Genomic DNA, 13,585 nt, shown 5'->3' on the forward strand with positions numbered 1-13,585 from the left:
CTCGGGGACCCGGTGAGGAATCGCTGTGCGAAGGCGCCGCATCAGGGGTGCGCGCGAGAGCCGGGGCCGCGTCGTGGTCCGTTCGAACCGGGGTCGCGGCCGAGCGTGTGCGTCGGAAGCGGTGCCCTAGGCGCGACAGCAGCCGGCGCCGGCGACGCGGCCAAAGTCGATATGCCGACGACGTACGAGTCGTAGCTGCATAGAGGGCATGTACATCATCCTGCGCAGTCGACGGGCGGGCCGTCAATATATTCCTAGTAAATCGATAGGAAATATGGAGAACGCAGCGCCGGTGCGATGCTCCGGACCCGGCGACAGGCTGCGGCGTGCCCTGGGCCGGCGACGAGCAGGGTGGTTCACGCGGCGGCGGGCGCGCCGCGCGCGGCGGGAAATCCGCGTGCTGACGTGCCCTCGGGGCCGTTACGGTCGGCCCATGAACGTCACCGGCCGCACCATCACCGCAACCGCGCGAGCGACCAGCTCGCCGGTTGCCGCCGTCTGACCTTCCCCCTTCCACCGGCGACCGGAAACGGCCCGTCGGTGGTTCCGTGGCGTTCAGGCTCTCCTGCCCCGGTGTCGTCCCGGCGGACCCGTTGTCCGGTGCCTCCCCGCATCGCTGCCAAGGAGACCCCGTCATGCAAACGGAGCAGATCGTCCGCACGTTCGTCGAGTACTTCGAGGAGCGCGGTCATCGCCGCGTCACCGGCTCGACCCTGCTGCCGCCGAGCGGCGGCCCGGTGCTGTTCACCACCTCGGGCATGCACCCCCTCACCCCGTATCTGCTGGGCCGGCCTCATCCGCTCGGCAGACGACTGGTCAACGTGCAGCGCTGTCTGCGGACCACAGACCTGGAAGAGGTCGGCGACGACACCCACCTGACGGTCTTCGAGATGCTCGGCTCCTGGTCGCTCGGCGACTACGAGGGGCCGCAGAGCCTCGACTGGGGACACCGGCTGCTCACCGAGGGGCTGGGGATCGATCCGAGCCTGCTGTACGCCACTGTCTTCGCCGGTGACGAGCAGACCGGGCCGGACACGGACTCCCTCGGGCTGTGGCAGGAACGCGGAGTCCCCGTGGAACTCACCGTCGAGGACAACTGGTGGTCCAACGGACCGGTCGGGCCGTGCGGCCCCGACTCGGAGATCTTCCTGTGGAGCGGGGACACGCCTCCCCGCTCGACGCCCACTTGTGACGATCGCTGGGTCGAGGTGTGGAACCACGTGATGATGCGCCATCGCCGGCTCGAGGACGGATCCCTCGTGCCGCTTCCCCACCGCAGCGTCGACACCGGACTCGGCCTGGAACGGCTCGCCTGCCTGCTCCAGGGGAAGTCGTCCGTCTTCGACTGCGACGTCTTCGAACCCTGGCGCCGCCTCGTACCGTCCCTGTGGCCGCTGGACGAACCCTCGCTCCGCCTGGTCGTCGACCATTTGCGCTCGTCCGTCGTGGTCGTCGGCGACGGCGTGCGCCCGTCCGCCACGGGCCAGGGCTACGTACTGCGCCGCCTCGTGCGCCGGGTGCTCACCACCCTGTGGCGGGACGAACCGTCCCGCACACTCGGCGACCTGCCGGACGAACTGCTGCTCCACACCCTCGATCACTTCCGTCAGGACGTGGATCCCGGCGAGGTCCGGCAGGTCCTGCTGGACGAGGAGCGCCGGTTCGGCCGTCTCATGGAGCGCGGCCGGCAACTCCTGGCCCGCCTCCGCTTCCAAGGCCCGCTGGGGGACGAGGACTTCCACTACCTGCACGACACGCACGGCCTGCCGCGCGACCTGGTCCTCAACCTGCGGGAGGAGTGAGTGAGCGATCGGCACGGACCCCGCCGAGGAGGGCCGTTCACCGCGATCGGCAGCCTTGGCCTCGCCTAGCGCGGTGCGGAGGTGATCTGCGCGCGCACCCACTCCGGGTCCGGGTTGACGTGAGGGCGGCCCGCGACGAGGACCGTAGGAACGGTCTCGTTGCCGTCGTTGGCCGCCCGCACCACCTCCGCGCCCGCGGGATCGCGCCAGATGTCCACCCAGTGGACCTGACGGGAGTCACGGCCCAGCCGCATGCGCAACCGCAGACAGTACGAGCATCCCGCCCGCCAGAAGACGACCGGCCGGCCGTCGACCGCGCTCCGGCGCTGCGCTTCGAGGGCACCGACCGACCGGGGGAAGGCCAGAGGCGAGTGCACGGCCCCGAGCAGCACGAACACCAGCAGGAGGACGACCCCGAGGCCAGGACTCCCGCGCAGGGCCGACCCGGTCGCCGCCAGCGAGCCGACGAGCACCAACAGCAGAGGCAGGAACCAGGCGCGCATCATGAGGCCGAAGGCTACCGGTGCGCGGCCCGCCGCCGGGAGTGGCGTGGGCCGGCCGGACACGTTCGTCCCGTCCTTCAGGACATGGTCACGACCATGCGGAACCGGGCGTCACCGGACAGCATCCGCTGATAGGCGTCACCCACTCCGTCCAGCGGCACGGTCTCGATCATCGGCCGGATCCCGAAGAGCGCGCTGAAACCCATCGCGTCCTCGACGTCCTGCGACGTGCCGGACGGATGACCGCGAACGATCCTGCCCGGGATGAGGAGTTGGGTGGGAGTGACGTCCAGGGACGACATGTCCGCGCCCACCACGATGAGTTCACCACGGGGCAGCAGTCCGTCGATGACGGCCGAGGTCGCCTGGGAACTCGCGGCGGTGGACAGCACGGCCTTGGCACCGCCGAGCGCCTGCAACGCCTCGGAGGGCGAACCGGCGGTGCTGTCGATGTAGTGGTGCGCTCCGAGCTGTTCGGCCAGTTCCGCCTTGGCGCCGCCGCGCGCGACGACCACGGTCTCGAAGCCCATGGCGACCGCGTACTGGACGCCCAGATGCCCGAGACCGCCGAGTCCGAGCACGGCGACCAGGTCACCGGGGCGGGCCGAGCTGCGCCGCAGGCTGTTGTAGACGGTCACGCCCGCGCAGCCGAGAGGCGCCGCCTCCGTGAAGGACAGTCCGTCCGGGATCCGCGCCAGCGCGTCCTGGGGCACGATCACGGACTCGGCGAACCCGCCGTCGTAACTCCAGCCGGGGACCTTGAGGTTCTCGCAGACGATGAAGTCGCCCTGACGGCACGGCCTGCAGTGGAGGCAGCTTCCGCCGAACCAGCCCACGCCGACGCGCTCGCCCGTCGTCCAGCCCTCGTAGACGCCTTCGCCGACCTCCTCGATCCGCCCGGCGATCTCATGGCCGGCGACGAGCGGGAAGGTCACGCCGGGCAGCCCGGCGCTGATGAAGAAGGCGTCGCTGTGGCAGATCCCGCAGGCCTCGACGCGTACGCGTACGTGCCCGGGGCCCGGCTTGGGCACCTCCCGTTCGGCGATCTCGAACGGACCGTTCGCGGTCCGGACCTCCGCGACTCGATAGGTGCTCATGGCATCTCCCTCGTGCATGCGTGAAACGCCCCGCTCTCCAGCGAACCAGCTCCGGGGGGATCACGCATGCCGAGACGGCCGCCGCCGCCTGATCGCGGGGGTGAGGGGCCCGGCCCGCCCTTCGTGGGGGCGCTGCCCGTGCGGCGGTCCGGTTCCGCACAGGGCAGGGTGTGCCGCTCAGAGAGCCGTCAGGTCGCGGCTCTGCGGCCGGGTGAGGTGGGCGGTCAGGAGGTGGGCGTCGAGGAGGGAGACGTCGGCGGTGCGGGACGCCTGCGAGAAACCGGTGAGCATGCGCTTCGTCAGGACGAGACTCTCGGGGGACCGTCGGACGAGCGGCCTGGTCCAGGCCGCGACGGTCCGGTCCAGCTCGTCGACCGGGGCGACCTTGTGGAGCAGCCCGAGCCGGTGGGCGGTGGACGCGTCGAACACCTCGCAGGTGAGCATGAGTTCGCGGATCCGCGCGACACCGGCCTCGGACACGAGGCGCCCCATGGCCCCTCCCCAGGCCGGGGGCAGGCCGAGGCCGACCTCCGGCATGCGGAACCGGCAGGTGTCGGCGCCGACGCGCAGATCGCAGTACGCGGCGAGGGCGAGACCCGCTCCGACGACCTTGCCGTGCAGCCGGGCGACGGTGACGGCGTGGGTGTTCTCCAGCGCCCGGCACAGCCGTTGGGCCTTGTCGGCGATCCTGCGCATGGTGGCGCCGGTCGGGTCCGCGTCGAGCGCGGCCAGGTATTCCGTGCGGTCGGCTCCCAGACAGAAGTCCTCGCCCAGGGAGGAGAGGACCACGACGCGGACGTCCGGCCGGTCGTGCAACTCGTCGAGCAGGGCCGTCAGGTCGTCGAGGACGCCGACGCCCAGCGTGTCGTCCTGGTGCGAGGGGTTGAGGCGCACGTGCAGGACGGGTCCGTCCTGCACGGTGCCGATGGAGCCGGGGGAGTGCTCCGGAAGAGCGGGAAGTATGTCGTTCATGCGAGGGCGACGTCCAGGTTCAGCAGACGACGGAAGGCGACACGGGGTGCCCTCTGCGGGCGCCGCACGAGGGTGAGGCGTGGCAGGCGTCCGACGAGTTGGCGGAGAAGGGTCTGGGCCTCCAGACGGGCCAGCGGGGCGCCGAGGCAGTAGTGGATGCCTCCGCTGAAGGCGAGGTGGGCCGGTTTGCGCAGGGGGTCGAAGCGGTCGGGGTCGGGGTGCTTGGCCGGGTCCCGGTGGGCCGCTCCCACCATCAGATGGACCATGTCGTTCGCGTGGATCTCGACACCGTCCAGGACGCAGTCCTGTGCCGCGACCCTGCTGATCACGTGCGTGGGTGAGTCGTAGCGCAGGGCCTCCTCCACGAACGCGGGCACGATGTCGGGGTCCGCGGCGACCATGTCCCACCGCTCGGGATGTTCGAGGAGCAGGAGCGTCATGGTGGACAGCAGCGTGGAGGTGGTCTCCAGCGCGGCCAGCAGCATGAACAGGACCAGCAGATAGACGGCTTCGTCCGCCTTCTCCTGGTCCGGTTCTATGCCGTCCCAGGTGGTGATCCACCGGGACACGGGATCCTCGCCCGGATGGCGGCGCCGGTGGCGCACCACTTCCGTGAGATAGGAGCGCAGTTCGGCCATGGCGGCGTCGGACTGCGCCAACTGGCTGGCGGAGGGCAGCAGTTCCTGGGTGAAGACCTGGTCGTGGGTCAGTTCGCGCAGGCGTGGCCAGTCCGCGGGCGGCAGCCGAAGCCAGTCGCCGATGGCGGCGATCGGCAGTTCCTCGCTGACCAGGGCGGCGAAGTCCGCCTCGCCGTGGCGCAGTCGCTCTTCGAGGGTGTCGATGAGCGAGTCGGTCACCCGGCTCACCGTGCGACCGATCTGCTCGATGGTTCCCCGGTCGAAACTGCCTGCCGCTCGCCGCACCCTGGTGTGTTCCGGCGGGTTGAGCGCCGGCAGGGTGCGGCCTATCTCGCGTGAGGAGGAGGCGCTCCAGCGGGTGCGCGGTCCCTGGCTCTCGCGCCAGTTCCTGTCCGGCTCCAGCCAGTCGGAGCTGCGCAGGATCCGGTCGCAGGCGGCGAAACCGGTGACGAGGAAGCCTCCCCAGGGTGCGGGGCTCACCCCGCCCCTCGACCGGAGTTCCGTGTAGATCGGAAAGGGATCGGCTTGGCCCTCTGCTGTCCGCAGGCGGGAGAAGAGAGCGACGGCTGTCCGGCGGTCGGTGGACGGTGTCGTGGCAATCCCCACGGTGGCGGCTCCTTTCTGAGCAAACGCCGCCATGCATACCCGCGGGGTGATTGAAGCATCCAATAACACTCTGGTCTCTTAGGGTTACCTACGTCACTCGCCTCGCGTCCACGCCAGGAAGCGGCTGAAGAGTCCTCCCTTGTGCTGCGGCGCCGCGTGCGCGGCAGGACGGCCCGCGGGGGCGCCGGAGGCCTGCTGGGCCGACGCGGACGTCTGCGTCGCCTGGGCGGGCAGGGAGTGGCCCTGCTGGGCCGCGGCGGAGGGGACCTGGCGCGGGGTGAAGCGGATCGGGACGGTCACCAGGGAGCGGCTCCAGGGCGCGGGCACCCAGGAGAGGTCCTTGAAGGGGACACGCAGCTCGACGTCGGGGAGCCGGTTGAGCAGCGACTCCACGGCCGTGACCGCGATCATGAACGCCGGGTCCTTGGCGGGACAGGCGTGGGGTCCCGCGCCGAAGGCGAGGTGCGCCTTGCCGCTGAGCTGCTCGCGGTGCTCGGTCAGCTTCGGGTCGGTGTTGGCGGCCGCGAAGGAGATGAGCACGGGGTCGTTGGCGCGGAGCGTCCTGCCGCCCAGCTCGACGTCCTGCGTCGGGTAGTGGGCCGCGTAGTTGGCGATCGGCGCGTAGTTCCACAGCGTCTGGACGACGGCGTCCTCGATGGGGAGGCCGGCCTGCCACTCCTCGCCGAGGTACAGCGCGCTGCTGGTCCCGATGGCGGCCGCGAGCGGCGCGGTGCCACCGGAGAGCAGGGTGACGAGCTGGTGCAGGACCTCCTCGTCGGTCAGACCCGCGGGATGCTTCATCAGACGGGTCGTCAGGTCCTCGCCGGGCTGCCGGTGCTTGAGGGCGATCAGCTCGGCGAGCGCTCCGCCCAGCACCTCGTCCGCGCCGGGAGTGCCCTCGAAGATGCCGCTGATCCCGACGATGACACGGTCGCCGATCTCGGGCGGACAGCCGAACAGGTCGCTGAAGACCAGCAGCGGGAGCGGCTGGGCGTAGTCCGCCATCAGCTCGGCCTGGCCGCGGAGTTCGGTGCTGAACCGGCTGATGAGGTAGTCGGCGGACTGCTGCACCTGCCGGATGAGCTGGAGTTCGTTGACGGTGGCCAGGCTGTCGGTGACGGCCTGCCGGAGACGGGCGTGCGCGGCGCCGTCGCTGAACAGGGCGTTGGGCCGGTAGCCCATCATCGGCAGCGCCGGGCTGTCCGCCGGGACCCGCCCCTCGTTGAGCGCGTTCCAGCGACGCGAGTCGCGGACGAACCAGGCCGGGTTCTGCAGGATGTACAGGCTCGCGTCGTAACTGGTGACCAGCTCGACCTCGACACCCGGAGCGATGTCGACGGGCGCGCTGGGACCGGCCGCGCGCAGCTCCGCGTAGTGGGCCTCGGGATCGGAGCCGAACTCCGGGCCGAACAGCTGGACGTTCCCGTGTGCGGGGCAACCAGGCGGTATGCCCGGCGCGTTGAAGGGCTGCTGCATTGCGTGTCTCCTAGCCGAGGACTGTCATGAGGTGGGTGACGAGGGCGATGAGCGCCTGCGCGGAGGACTGCTCGTCACGGACGTCGCAGTGCACGATGGGAGTCGCCTCGGAGAGGTTGAGGGCCTCGCGTACTTCGTCGAGCGGGTAGTCCGGTGTGTTGTCGAAGCGGTTGACACCGACGGCGTACGTCAGCCCGAACCGCTCGACCAGGTCCAGGATGGCGAAACTCTCGTGGAGCCGCGTGGGGTCGACCAGAACCAGGGCACCCAGCGCACCCCGGGACAGCTCCTCCCACATCTCCTTGAAGCGTTCCTGTCCGGGGGTCCCGAAGAGGTAGAGGACGAGCTCCTCGCTGAGGGTGAGCCGGCCGAAGTCCATGGCGACCGTGGTGGTCGTCTTGTCCGGGGTCCCCGACAGGTCGTCGAAGCCCTCGCTCGCCTCGGTGATCTCCTCCTCGGTCTGCAGCGGCTCGATCTCGGAGATGCTGCCGATGCAGGTGGTCTTGCCCACCCCGAAGTGCCCGACGATGAGTATCTTCACGGAGTTGGAGACGGCTGGATCCAGATACACGAGTCACGCTCCGAATCGGGTTCGCAGGCCGTCGAGCACGGCGCTGAGCAGTTCGCGGTCGACACGCTCGGCGCGGGGCACGGGCTTCCTCACGAGGATGAGGCCGTTCTCCTCCAACTGCGCCAGCAGGATGCGCACGATGCCGATCGGCAGGTGCGTGTGGCCCGACACCTCGGCCACGGACAGGAACCCGTCCGCGACGAGGTCCAGCACCTTGCGTGCCTCGGGGGACAGCACGGGTGCCGCGCCGGTCGCGTCCTCGTGGGCGGTGACCAGGGTGGTGTGCTCGTACTCGTGGTCCGCGGGAAGCTCACGTCCGCCCGTGATCACGAACAGGGGGACTAAGGGCGCCGTCAGTTCCAGTTCGTCGTCCGGTCCGTCATGCATCGTCGGCCCTCTCTCCCTGGGGTGCCCGGTTCGCGAGCAGTGTGGGAACGGCGTCCTCGAGACGTGCGGTGAACTCTTCGATGTCGCAGTCGTGATCGGCCGACGCGGCGAGGAACGCGCCGTCACCGGCCGCGATCAGGAAGATCCAGCCGTGCTGGAACTCGATGACCGTCTGACGCCACTCGGCGTCCTCCAGGCCACCCGCGAACTGCGAGGTGACACGGCTGTAGGCGTGAATGCCCGTCATGGCCGCGGAGATCGTGTCCGCGAGGTCCTTGCTCATCCCGGAGGTCGCGCCCCGCGGGAGCCCGTCCGATCCGAGGAGTACGGCGTGCCGGGCGCCCGGCACGTCGGCGATGGCCTGGTCCAGCCCGGCGAGCACGAACCCCGACGCGCCGGCCTCCTCCCGCAGCCTCGCGGCCTCGTCGCGCCGGGCGTCACCGGCGGTCACCCGGGGCGGCGAGGTGAGGTTGTCGCCCAGCCGGGCGACGAGCCGGTGCATACGGAACGAGATCTGCTGCAGGTCGACGTCGGGTTCCGCGGCCGCGGCCAGGTAGGCGCCCTGTCCCGCGCCGATCAGGAAGATCCACCCGTGGGAGAACTCGATGACCGTCTGGTTCCAGCGCCGCTCGTCGGCCGGTCCGGCGAAGTGTGCGGTGGCCCGGCTCAGCGACTGCATGCCGGCCATGGCGGCGGAGATGGTCCTGACGTCCTTGGGCGTCAGGCCGTCCGTGGACCCGCGGGGGATGCCGTCCGCGGACAGCACCACGGCGTGCCGTGCCCGGGGAACGTTGTCCACGATGTCCCGGACCATCCACGACATGTCTGTGGTCATGCGTCTTCGGACCCTTCGGGCGAGGGAACTGCGAGGTCGCGGCCGGAGAGCGTGCCACGCTGGAGGGCGCCGAGACCGCCGGAGCCGCGGGCGGTCCTGCGGGGCGTCCGCGCCGCCGGGGTGTCCGTCTCGTCGGTGAGGCTCGCGACGGGCTCCTGACGGTCGGCCCGCTTCGGCAGACCGTGCAGCGTGCGTGTCGCGGGCTGCTGCTCCTCGCGGCTCTCGACCCGGCGGATCCTCGTGACGGGAGCCTCCTTCGGCGTCGGCGGGGTCTCCTCCACGGTCCACAACTCCTCGGGCAGCAGGACGACGGCCCGGACGCCGCCGTACCGGGAGATCCCGGTGACGTCCACCTTGAAGCCGTACTGACGGGCGATCAGGCCGACCACCGGGAAGCCGAACTTCGGCTGGGTGCCCAGCTCCGACAGGCGCGGGACGGATTCGCCGGACAGCAGCGTCGTCGCCCTCTGCCGGTCTTCGTCGCTCATGCTCACGCCGGCGTCGTCGATGACGATGCACAGGTTGCTCTGGACCCGCTGGAACGTCACCTCGATCGGTGCGTCGTGCTGCGAGAAGCTGGCAGCGTTGTCAAGCAGCTCGGCCACCGCGAGGGCGACGGGCGCCACCGCGGACGCCTTCAGCGCGATGCCGCTCTGCTGCATGATCTGGACGCGGTGGAAGTTACGGATCTGTCCCTGCGCGCTGCGCACGACGTCGTACACGCTGGCGGGCTGGTTGCGGCGGCCGAGCGGCGCGCCGCACATGACCGCGATGCCCTGGGCCTTGCGGGCCATCTGCGCGTTGGCGTGGTTGACGTCCAGCAGGTCGGAGAGGACCGCGTGTCCGCCGTACTTGCGCTGGATGCCGTCGAGGAGCGTCGTCTGCTCGGCGGCGAGGCTCTGCAGGAAGCGGGCCGCACCCTTGAGGACGGCCTTGGTGCTCTCCTCGGCCGACCGCTCGGCCTCCTGGATGACGGCGGCCTGTTCGTCGCTGAACTTCTGCAACTCCGCGCGCGAGTGGCCGAGTTTGCCCTCGGATTCGCTCAACTGCGCGGTGAGCGCCGCCTCGACCTGCTTCCTCCTGGCCCCCAGGGCCTTGTTGCGGATGACGAGGACCACGGCTGCGCCGACGGCGACCACCGCTGCCGCAGCCAGACACCATATGAGCGTGTCTTTATTCATGGAAACCTTTCCTGGTGCGTGGCATGCAGGCATCACCAGATACACCCCGAAAGGACCCGCGACACATCCGCTAACTGCATGACCGCTGTTACACGAAGAGCAGGCCGACCTCGGACCACCACGCGAGCCGAGTTGATCAAGGTCGAAGACGCGGGAATGCTATCACTGCGACATGGCCTCCGGATCGCGACCCCTTTGACCGAATTCGACGCCAACGCGGCTGCTGGGTAGGCTTGTTGATACCTCCTCAGCCATCGCTCCGACCGGTTCCGGTTCACCTTGCCGCCGGATGCCGGATCATGCGCGGATCTCTTCACGCGCGGCGCGGAACCTTCACCGGGCGGACTCGGGACGGCCGTCGGCGGCGCAGCCGACTCGGCGCCGCGGCACCGCGCCGTCCCGAGGCTCGGCGAGGCCGTGACGACGGGTCGACAGGCGCCGGCGACCGGCCTGTTGAGGTGGTCCACCCCCCCCCGGATGCGGTCCGCACTCCGTGCCTCCAGTGCGGCCCGCATTCCGTGCCTCCGGTGCGGTCCACCGCGTACCTCCGCCGCCGCGGACGCCGTCGTTCAGCGGCCGGCTCGTTCGCGGGCCCAGCGGAGCGAGGCGGTGAACACCTCCTCGACCTGGCTCTCGGGAAGGCCGTACCAGACGTGGTCGGCACCCGGCACCAGCCGCAGCTCGACCGGCGTCCCCACCTCCGCGAGCCGGGCGGCCAGTCGCGTCGCGTGCTCGGCGCCGACCATGGAGTCGCTCTCCCCGTGCGCGAGGAAGAAGGGGGGTGCTCCCGGGCGGACCTGCCGGAGCGGGCTTGCCAGGGCGGCGCGGTCCGGAACCTCGGAGGGGGCGGCGCCGAGCAGCAGCGCCTCCGGGCTGTCCGGGTTGTCCGCGTCCGGGCTGAGGTCGGTCGGCGCGTACCAGACGACGGCACCGACGATGCCGCGCACGTCGTCCGCCAGGGCGAGCAGCGCGGCGAGGTGGCCACCGGCGGACTCGCCCCACACCACCGTCCTCGCGGTGTCGAGGGCGAGCTCGCCGGAGCGTGCCGACAGCCAGTGGAAAGCGCCGCGCAGGTCGTCGAGTTGGGCCGGGAAGACGGCCTCGCCGCTGAGCCGGTAGTCGACCGAGGCGACCGCGCACCCCGAGGCGGCGATGCGGGCGAACGGGCTCGGCTCCCAGGAACGCAAGCGGTGGCCCATGTCCCCGCGATGCCCCCTGCGCCAGGCGCCGCCATGGACGAGGAGAACCAGCGGATGCGGCCCAGGACCCGCAGGGAGCCACAGGTCGAGTTCGAGGGGGCGGGCTCCGGGCACCTCGGCGTAGGGGACGCCGCGGTACAGCCGTACCCCGTCGCCGACCGGCGCCGATGGCGGGAGCGGCGCGAGGTCGGGGTGCGGCGCCGCGATCACCGAGCGGAGGTCCGGCGCGGGCATCAGACCTGCCACTGGTGCTGGGGCAGGAACCGGACGTCGTACTGCTGGGGCACGGTGCCGAACTTCTGCGGCTCGGGGACGTAGGGGTCCTGGGGGAGCCCGAGCGACTCCGTGGGCGTGCCCAGGTTCTCGAAGAAGCGCTCGAAGGTGCCCGAGGGCCCCGAGGCGACGCCGACGATGCGGCTGCCGTTGCGCTCGATGCGATAGGCGTGGGGGCAGTTCTTGGGGACGAAACCGAAGTCCCCACTGGTGAGCAGCTTGGTGTGCTGCGTCCCGTTCGGCTCCTCGACGTAGAGCCGGACCGCCCCGTCCGTCACGAAGAACACCTCGTACGTGTCGGCGTGCATGTGGGCCGGGATGACGTCGCCCTTGGGGCCCTCGCACGTGAAGAAGTTGAAGGTGTTCTCCGTCTGCTCGCCGCCGGCGTACACGGTGAACAGGTCGGTGAAGAGGTGGGCCCGGTCGCCCATGCCCTTCTCGATGAAGTACGGCTTTCCCGGTTCCGGCGGGATGTGCGAGGCCGGGCGGTATCGGGTGGCGTACTCGAAGGTCATGCGATCTCCTCGGAACCGGCAGCCGATGTCAGGGTGCCTGACATGAATGTAAGGTACCCTGACATGTCGGTCCGGGAGGCGCAAGACCCGTGCCGTGGCCCGCGGGGAGACGAGGAACGCATGGGTGCCGGAGGCCGGAACCTGCCGCAGTTGCTGGGCGCCGCACGTCGGTGGTTCGACGAGGGACTGCTCGCGGCACTGGAGGCGGAGGACGTGGATCCCGTCACCGCGACCCAGCTGAACGTCTTCGCGGTCCTCGACGAGCAGGGCACGACGGTGGCCGAGCTGGCCCGGCGCATGGGTGTCACACGGCAGACGGCGCACCAGGCGGTCCACAGCCTCATCGCGGTCGGCCTGCTCGAACAGAACCCGGACCCCGAGTCCGCACGCCGGCGGCTGATCCTGCGGACGGCCAAGGGCCGGACCGCGCACGAACGGGCGGAAGCCATGGTCGGACAACTGGAGCGCACACTCGCCGCCCGCATCGGCGAGGACGCCGTCGCAGCGCTGAAGGCGACCCTCGAACAGCCCTGGGGGGCGCCCGAAGGGCCGCACTCCTAACCCGGAAGCGCGGTTTCCCCCGTGCCGTCTCCGCTCGTCGACAGGGTGGCCGGGATCCGGTCGCGGATGTTCTGGACCAGGTTCCGCATGGCCATCCGGAAGATCTCGGCCTGGTGGTCGCCGAGGAACGCGGTGTGCCCGAAGACCTCCAGGACGACCTGGCCGTGCAGGTGGCCCCACGCGCTCAGGACAAGGGCGGTCGCGGGAGGCGGCAGTTCGTCCCGGCCGGTCGGCGGCAACCCGTCCAGGTAGGCCAGGGCCGAGGGGGAGAGGCCGCCGGTGTCGGCGGCGGCGAGCTGCGCCGCGGAGAAGCCGGCGAACAACTCCCGCTCGAAGATGGCGCTCATCCGGCGCGCCGCCCTCGTGGTCGTTCCCTCGGCGGGTGCCGCGTAGTACCGCAGCGGTGTCCCGTAAAGGAGTTGGAACCGCTCGGGGTGGTCGATGGCCCAACGGCGGTACCCCTCGGCCGCGATGACCACGCCCTCCCGGGCCGTGTCGCCCGCGGTGGCGTCGACCGCGCTCTGCACGGCCTCGGCCAGCGCGTCGTACGCCCTGACGATGAGCTCGGTGACGAGATCGTCCCGGCTCGGGAAGTAGTGGTAGAGCGCCTGCACGGTCATGCCCAGACTCCGGGCCACCGCACGCAGGGACAGGGCGGCGGGCCCGTGTTCCGCGATCTGGCGCTCGGCCGCCTCCAGGATCTCCCGGGTGGCCGCCGCCCGGCGCCGCTCACGGAGGGAGGGCGGGGCTGTCGCGAGTTCGCCGACCGTCATGTCACGACCGTACGACATCAACTCGCTCTCCGTGGCGTGAGGTTGTGAACCGTCAGAAAAATCTGACACTGCCAAAGACTCCGCCGTCTCCCTAACGTCGTCAGGGCGACGGCATCCGCGTCGTCGCGTCCGCCCTGCCGGATCCATGTGCCGCCGCGGGGTGCCGAGCCGAGCCCTCCCGCCTCGATGCCGCCTG

At 70.7% G+C, this 13,585-nt stretch carries 14 protein-coding genes; 2 read left to right on the forward strand and 12 right to left on the reverse strand.

Translation table 11 applies throughout. From position 1 onward, the window contains the following. Positions 1-635: 635 nt before the first annotated feature. A complete protein-coding gene (locus OG406_RS37410; protein WP_329190184.1) occupies positions 636-1,802 on the forward strand; it encodes an alanine--tRNA ligase-related protein in 1,167 nt (388 codons plus the stop codon). Positions 1,803-1,867: 65 nt separating this feature from the next. Here OG406_RS37410 and OG406_RS37415 read toward each other — a convergent pair whose 3' ends face one another. From OG406_RS37415 to OG406_RS37465, 11 genes are all read right to left on the reverse strand, one after another. Then, complete coding sequence (locus OG406_RS37415; RefSeq protein WP_164369689.1) at positions 1,868-2,308, reverse strand: glutaredoxin domain-containing protein; 441 nt, start codon at positions 2,306-2,308, stop codon at positions 1,868-1,870. Positions 2,309-2,382: 74 nt separating this feature from the next. Continuing rightward, a complete protein-coding gene (locus tag OG406_RS37420) occupies positions 2,383-3,402 on the reverse strand; it encodes an alcohol dehydrogenase catalytic domain-containing protein (RefSeq protein ID WP_267051885.1) in 1,020 nt (339 codons plus the stop codon). 177 nt (positions 3,403-3,579) lie between these two features. Beyond that, the gene (locus tag OG406_RS37425) at positions 3,580-4,374 is read right to left on the reverse strand and encodes an enoyl-CoA hydratase/isomerase family protein (protein ID WP_329190187.1); all 795 of its coding nucleotides are present in this window, start codon (positions 4,372-4,374) and stop codon (positions 3,580-3,582) included. Next, on the reverse strand, positions 4,371-5,618 hold the full coding sequence (locus OG406_RS37430) for a cytochrome P450 (RefSeq protein ID WP_164369692.1): 1,248 nt from the start codon (positions 5,616-5,618) through the stop codon (positions 4,371-4,373). The genes OG406_RS37425 and OG406_RS37430 overlap by 4 nt, the downstream gene beginning before the upstream one ends. A gap of 93 nt (positions 5,619-5,711) precedes the next feature. Beyond that, positions 5,712-7,094 carry a cytochrome P450 gene (locus OG406_RS37435; RefSeq protein ID WP_329190191.1) on the reverse strand — a complete coding sequence of 461 codons (1,383 nt, stop codon included), beginning with the start codon at positions 7,092-7,094 and terminating at the stop codon, positions 5,712-5,714. A 10-nt stretch (positions 7,095-7,104) separates the two neighbouring features. Next, on the reverse strand, positions 7,105-7,665 hold the full coding sequence (locus OG406_RS37440) for a GTP-binding protein (protein WP_164369694.1): 561 nt from the start codon (positions 7,663-7,665) through the stop codon (positions 7,105-7,107). 3 nt (positions 7,666-7,668) lie between these two features. Continuing rightward, positions 7,669-8,052 carry a DUF742 domain-containing protein gene (locus tag OG406_RS37445; RefSeq protein WP_164369695.1) on the reverse strand — a complete coding sequence of 128 codons (384 nt, stop codon included), beginning with the start codon at positions 8,050-8,052 and terminating at the stop codon, positions 7,669-7,671. Continuing rightward, entirely contained in the window at positions 8,045-8,887 is an 843-nt protein-coding gene (locus tag OG406_RS37450; protein ID WP_239154716.1) for a roadblock/LC7 domain-containing protein, read from the reverse strand. Before OG406_RS37450 ends, OG406_RS37445 begins: the two co-directional genes overlap by 8 nt. Beyond that, the gene (locus tag OG406_RS37455) at positions 8,884-10,068 is read right to left on the reverse strand and encodes an ATP-binding protein (RefSeq protein ID WP_329190195.1); all 1,185 of its coding nucleotides are present in this window, start codon (positions 10,066-10,068) and stop codon (positions 8,884-8,886) included. The genes OG406_RS37450 and OG406_RS37455 overlap by 4 nt, the downstream gene beginning before the upstream one ends. Positions 10,069-10,637: 569 nt before the next feature. Continuing rightward, positions 10,638-11,501 carry an alpha/beta hydrolase gene (locus tag OG406_RS37460; RefSeq protein ID WP_329190197.1) on the reverse strand — a complete coding sequence of 288 codons (864 nt, stop codon included), beginning with the start codon at positions 11,499-11,501 and terminating at the stop codon, positions 10,638-10,640. Continuing rightward, positions 11,501-12,055 (reverse strand): quercetin 2,3-dioxygenase, encoded by a 555-nt coding sequence (locus OG406_RS37465; protein WP_266852867.1) that lies wholly within the window; start codon positions 12,053-12,055, stop codon positions 11,501-11,503. Before OG406_RS37465 ends, OG406_RS37460 begins: the two co-directional genes overlap by 1 nt. A 120-nt stretch (positions 12,056-12,175) precedes the next feature. Between OG406_RS37465 and OG406_RS37470 the strand changes: the two genes are divergently transcribed. Next, a complete protein-coding gene (locus OG406_RS37470; protein ID WP_327410718.1) occupies positions 12,176-12,616 on the forward strand; it encodes a MarR family winged helix-turn-helix transcriptional regulator in 441 nt (146 codons plus the stop codon). On the opposite strand, the gene OG406_RS37475 is transcribed toward OG406_RS37470, so the two are convergent. Continuing rightward, complete coding sequence (locus tag OG406_RS37475) at positions 12,613-13,389, reverse strand: TetR/AcrR family transcriptional regulator (protein ID WP_329190203.1); 777 nt, start codon at positions 13,387-13,389, stop codon at positions 12,613-12,615. The genes OG406_RS37470 and OG406_RS37475 overlap by 4 nt on opposite strands. Between the last annotated feature and the right edge of the window lie 196 nt (positions 13,390-13,585).

Origin of the sequence: Streptomyces sp. NBC_01428, assembly GCF_036231965.1 — a bacterium.
Lineage (GTDB): Bacteria > Actinomycetota > Actinomycetes > Streptomycetales > Streptomycetaceae > Streptomyces.

Excerpts from the sequence above, each read along its gene's own strand:
- OG406_RS37465 (WP_266852867.1), bottom strand. The coding sequence starts at position 12,055 with ATGACCTTCGAGTACGCCACCCGATACCGCCCGGCCTCGCACATCCCG.
- OG406_RS37445 (WP_164369695.1), bottom strand. The coding sequence starts at position 8,052 with ATGCATGACGGACCGGACGACGAACTGGAACTGACGGCGCCCTTAGTC.
- OG406_RS37460 (WP_329190197.1), bottom strand. The coding sequence starts at position 11,501 with ATGCCCGCGCCGGACCTCCGCTCGGTGATCGCGGCGCCGCACCCCGAC.
- OG406_RS37415 (WP_164369689.1), bottom strand. The coding sequence starts at position 2,308 with ATGATGCGCGCCTGGTTCCTGCCTCTGCTGTTGGTGCTCGTCGGCTCG.
- OG406_RS37470 (WP_327410718.1), top strand. The coding sequence starts at position 12,176 with ATGGGTGCCGGAGGCCGGAACCTGCCGCAGTTGCTGGGCGCCGCACGT.
- OG406_RS37420 (WP_267051885.1), bottom strand. The coding sequence starts at position 3,402 with ATGAGCACCTATCGAGTCGCGGAGGTCCGGACCGCGAACGGTCCGTTC.
- OG406_RS37425 (WP_329190187.1), bottom strand. The coding sequence starts at position 4,374 with ATGAACGACATACTTCCCGCTCTTCCGGAGCACTCCCCCGGCTCCATC.
- OG406_RS37455 (WP_329190195.1), bottom strand. The coding sequence starts at position 10,068 with ATGAATAAAGACACGCTCATATGGTGTCTGGCTGCGGCAGCGGTGGTC.
- OG406_RS37450 (WP_239154716.1), bottom strand. The coding sequence starts at position 8,887 with ATGACCACAGACATGTCGTGGATGGTCCGGGACATCGTGGACAACGTT.
- OG406_RS37475 (WP_329190203.1), bottom strand. The coding sequence starts at position 13,389 with ATGACGGTCGGCGAACTCGCGACAGCCCCGCCCTCCCTCCGTGAGCGG.
- OG406_RS37410 (WP_329190184.1), top strand. The coding sequence starts at position 636 with ATGCAAACGGAGCAGATCGTCCGCACGTTCGTCGAGTACTTCGAGGAG.
- OG406_RS37435 (WP_329190191.1), bottom strand. The coding sequence starts at position 7,094 with ATGCAGCAGCCCTTCAACGCGCCGGGCATACCGCCTGGTTGCCCCGCA.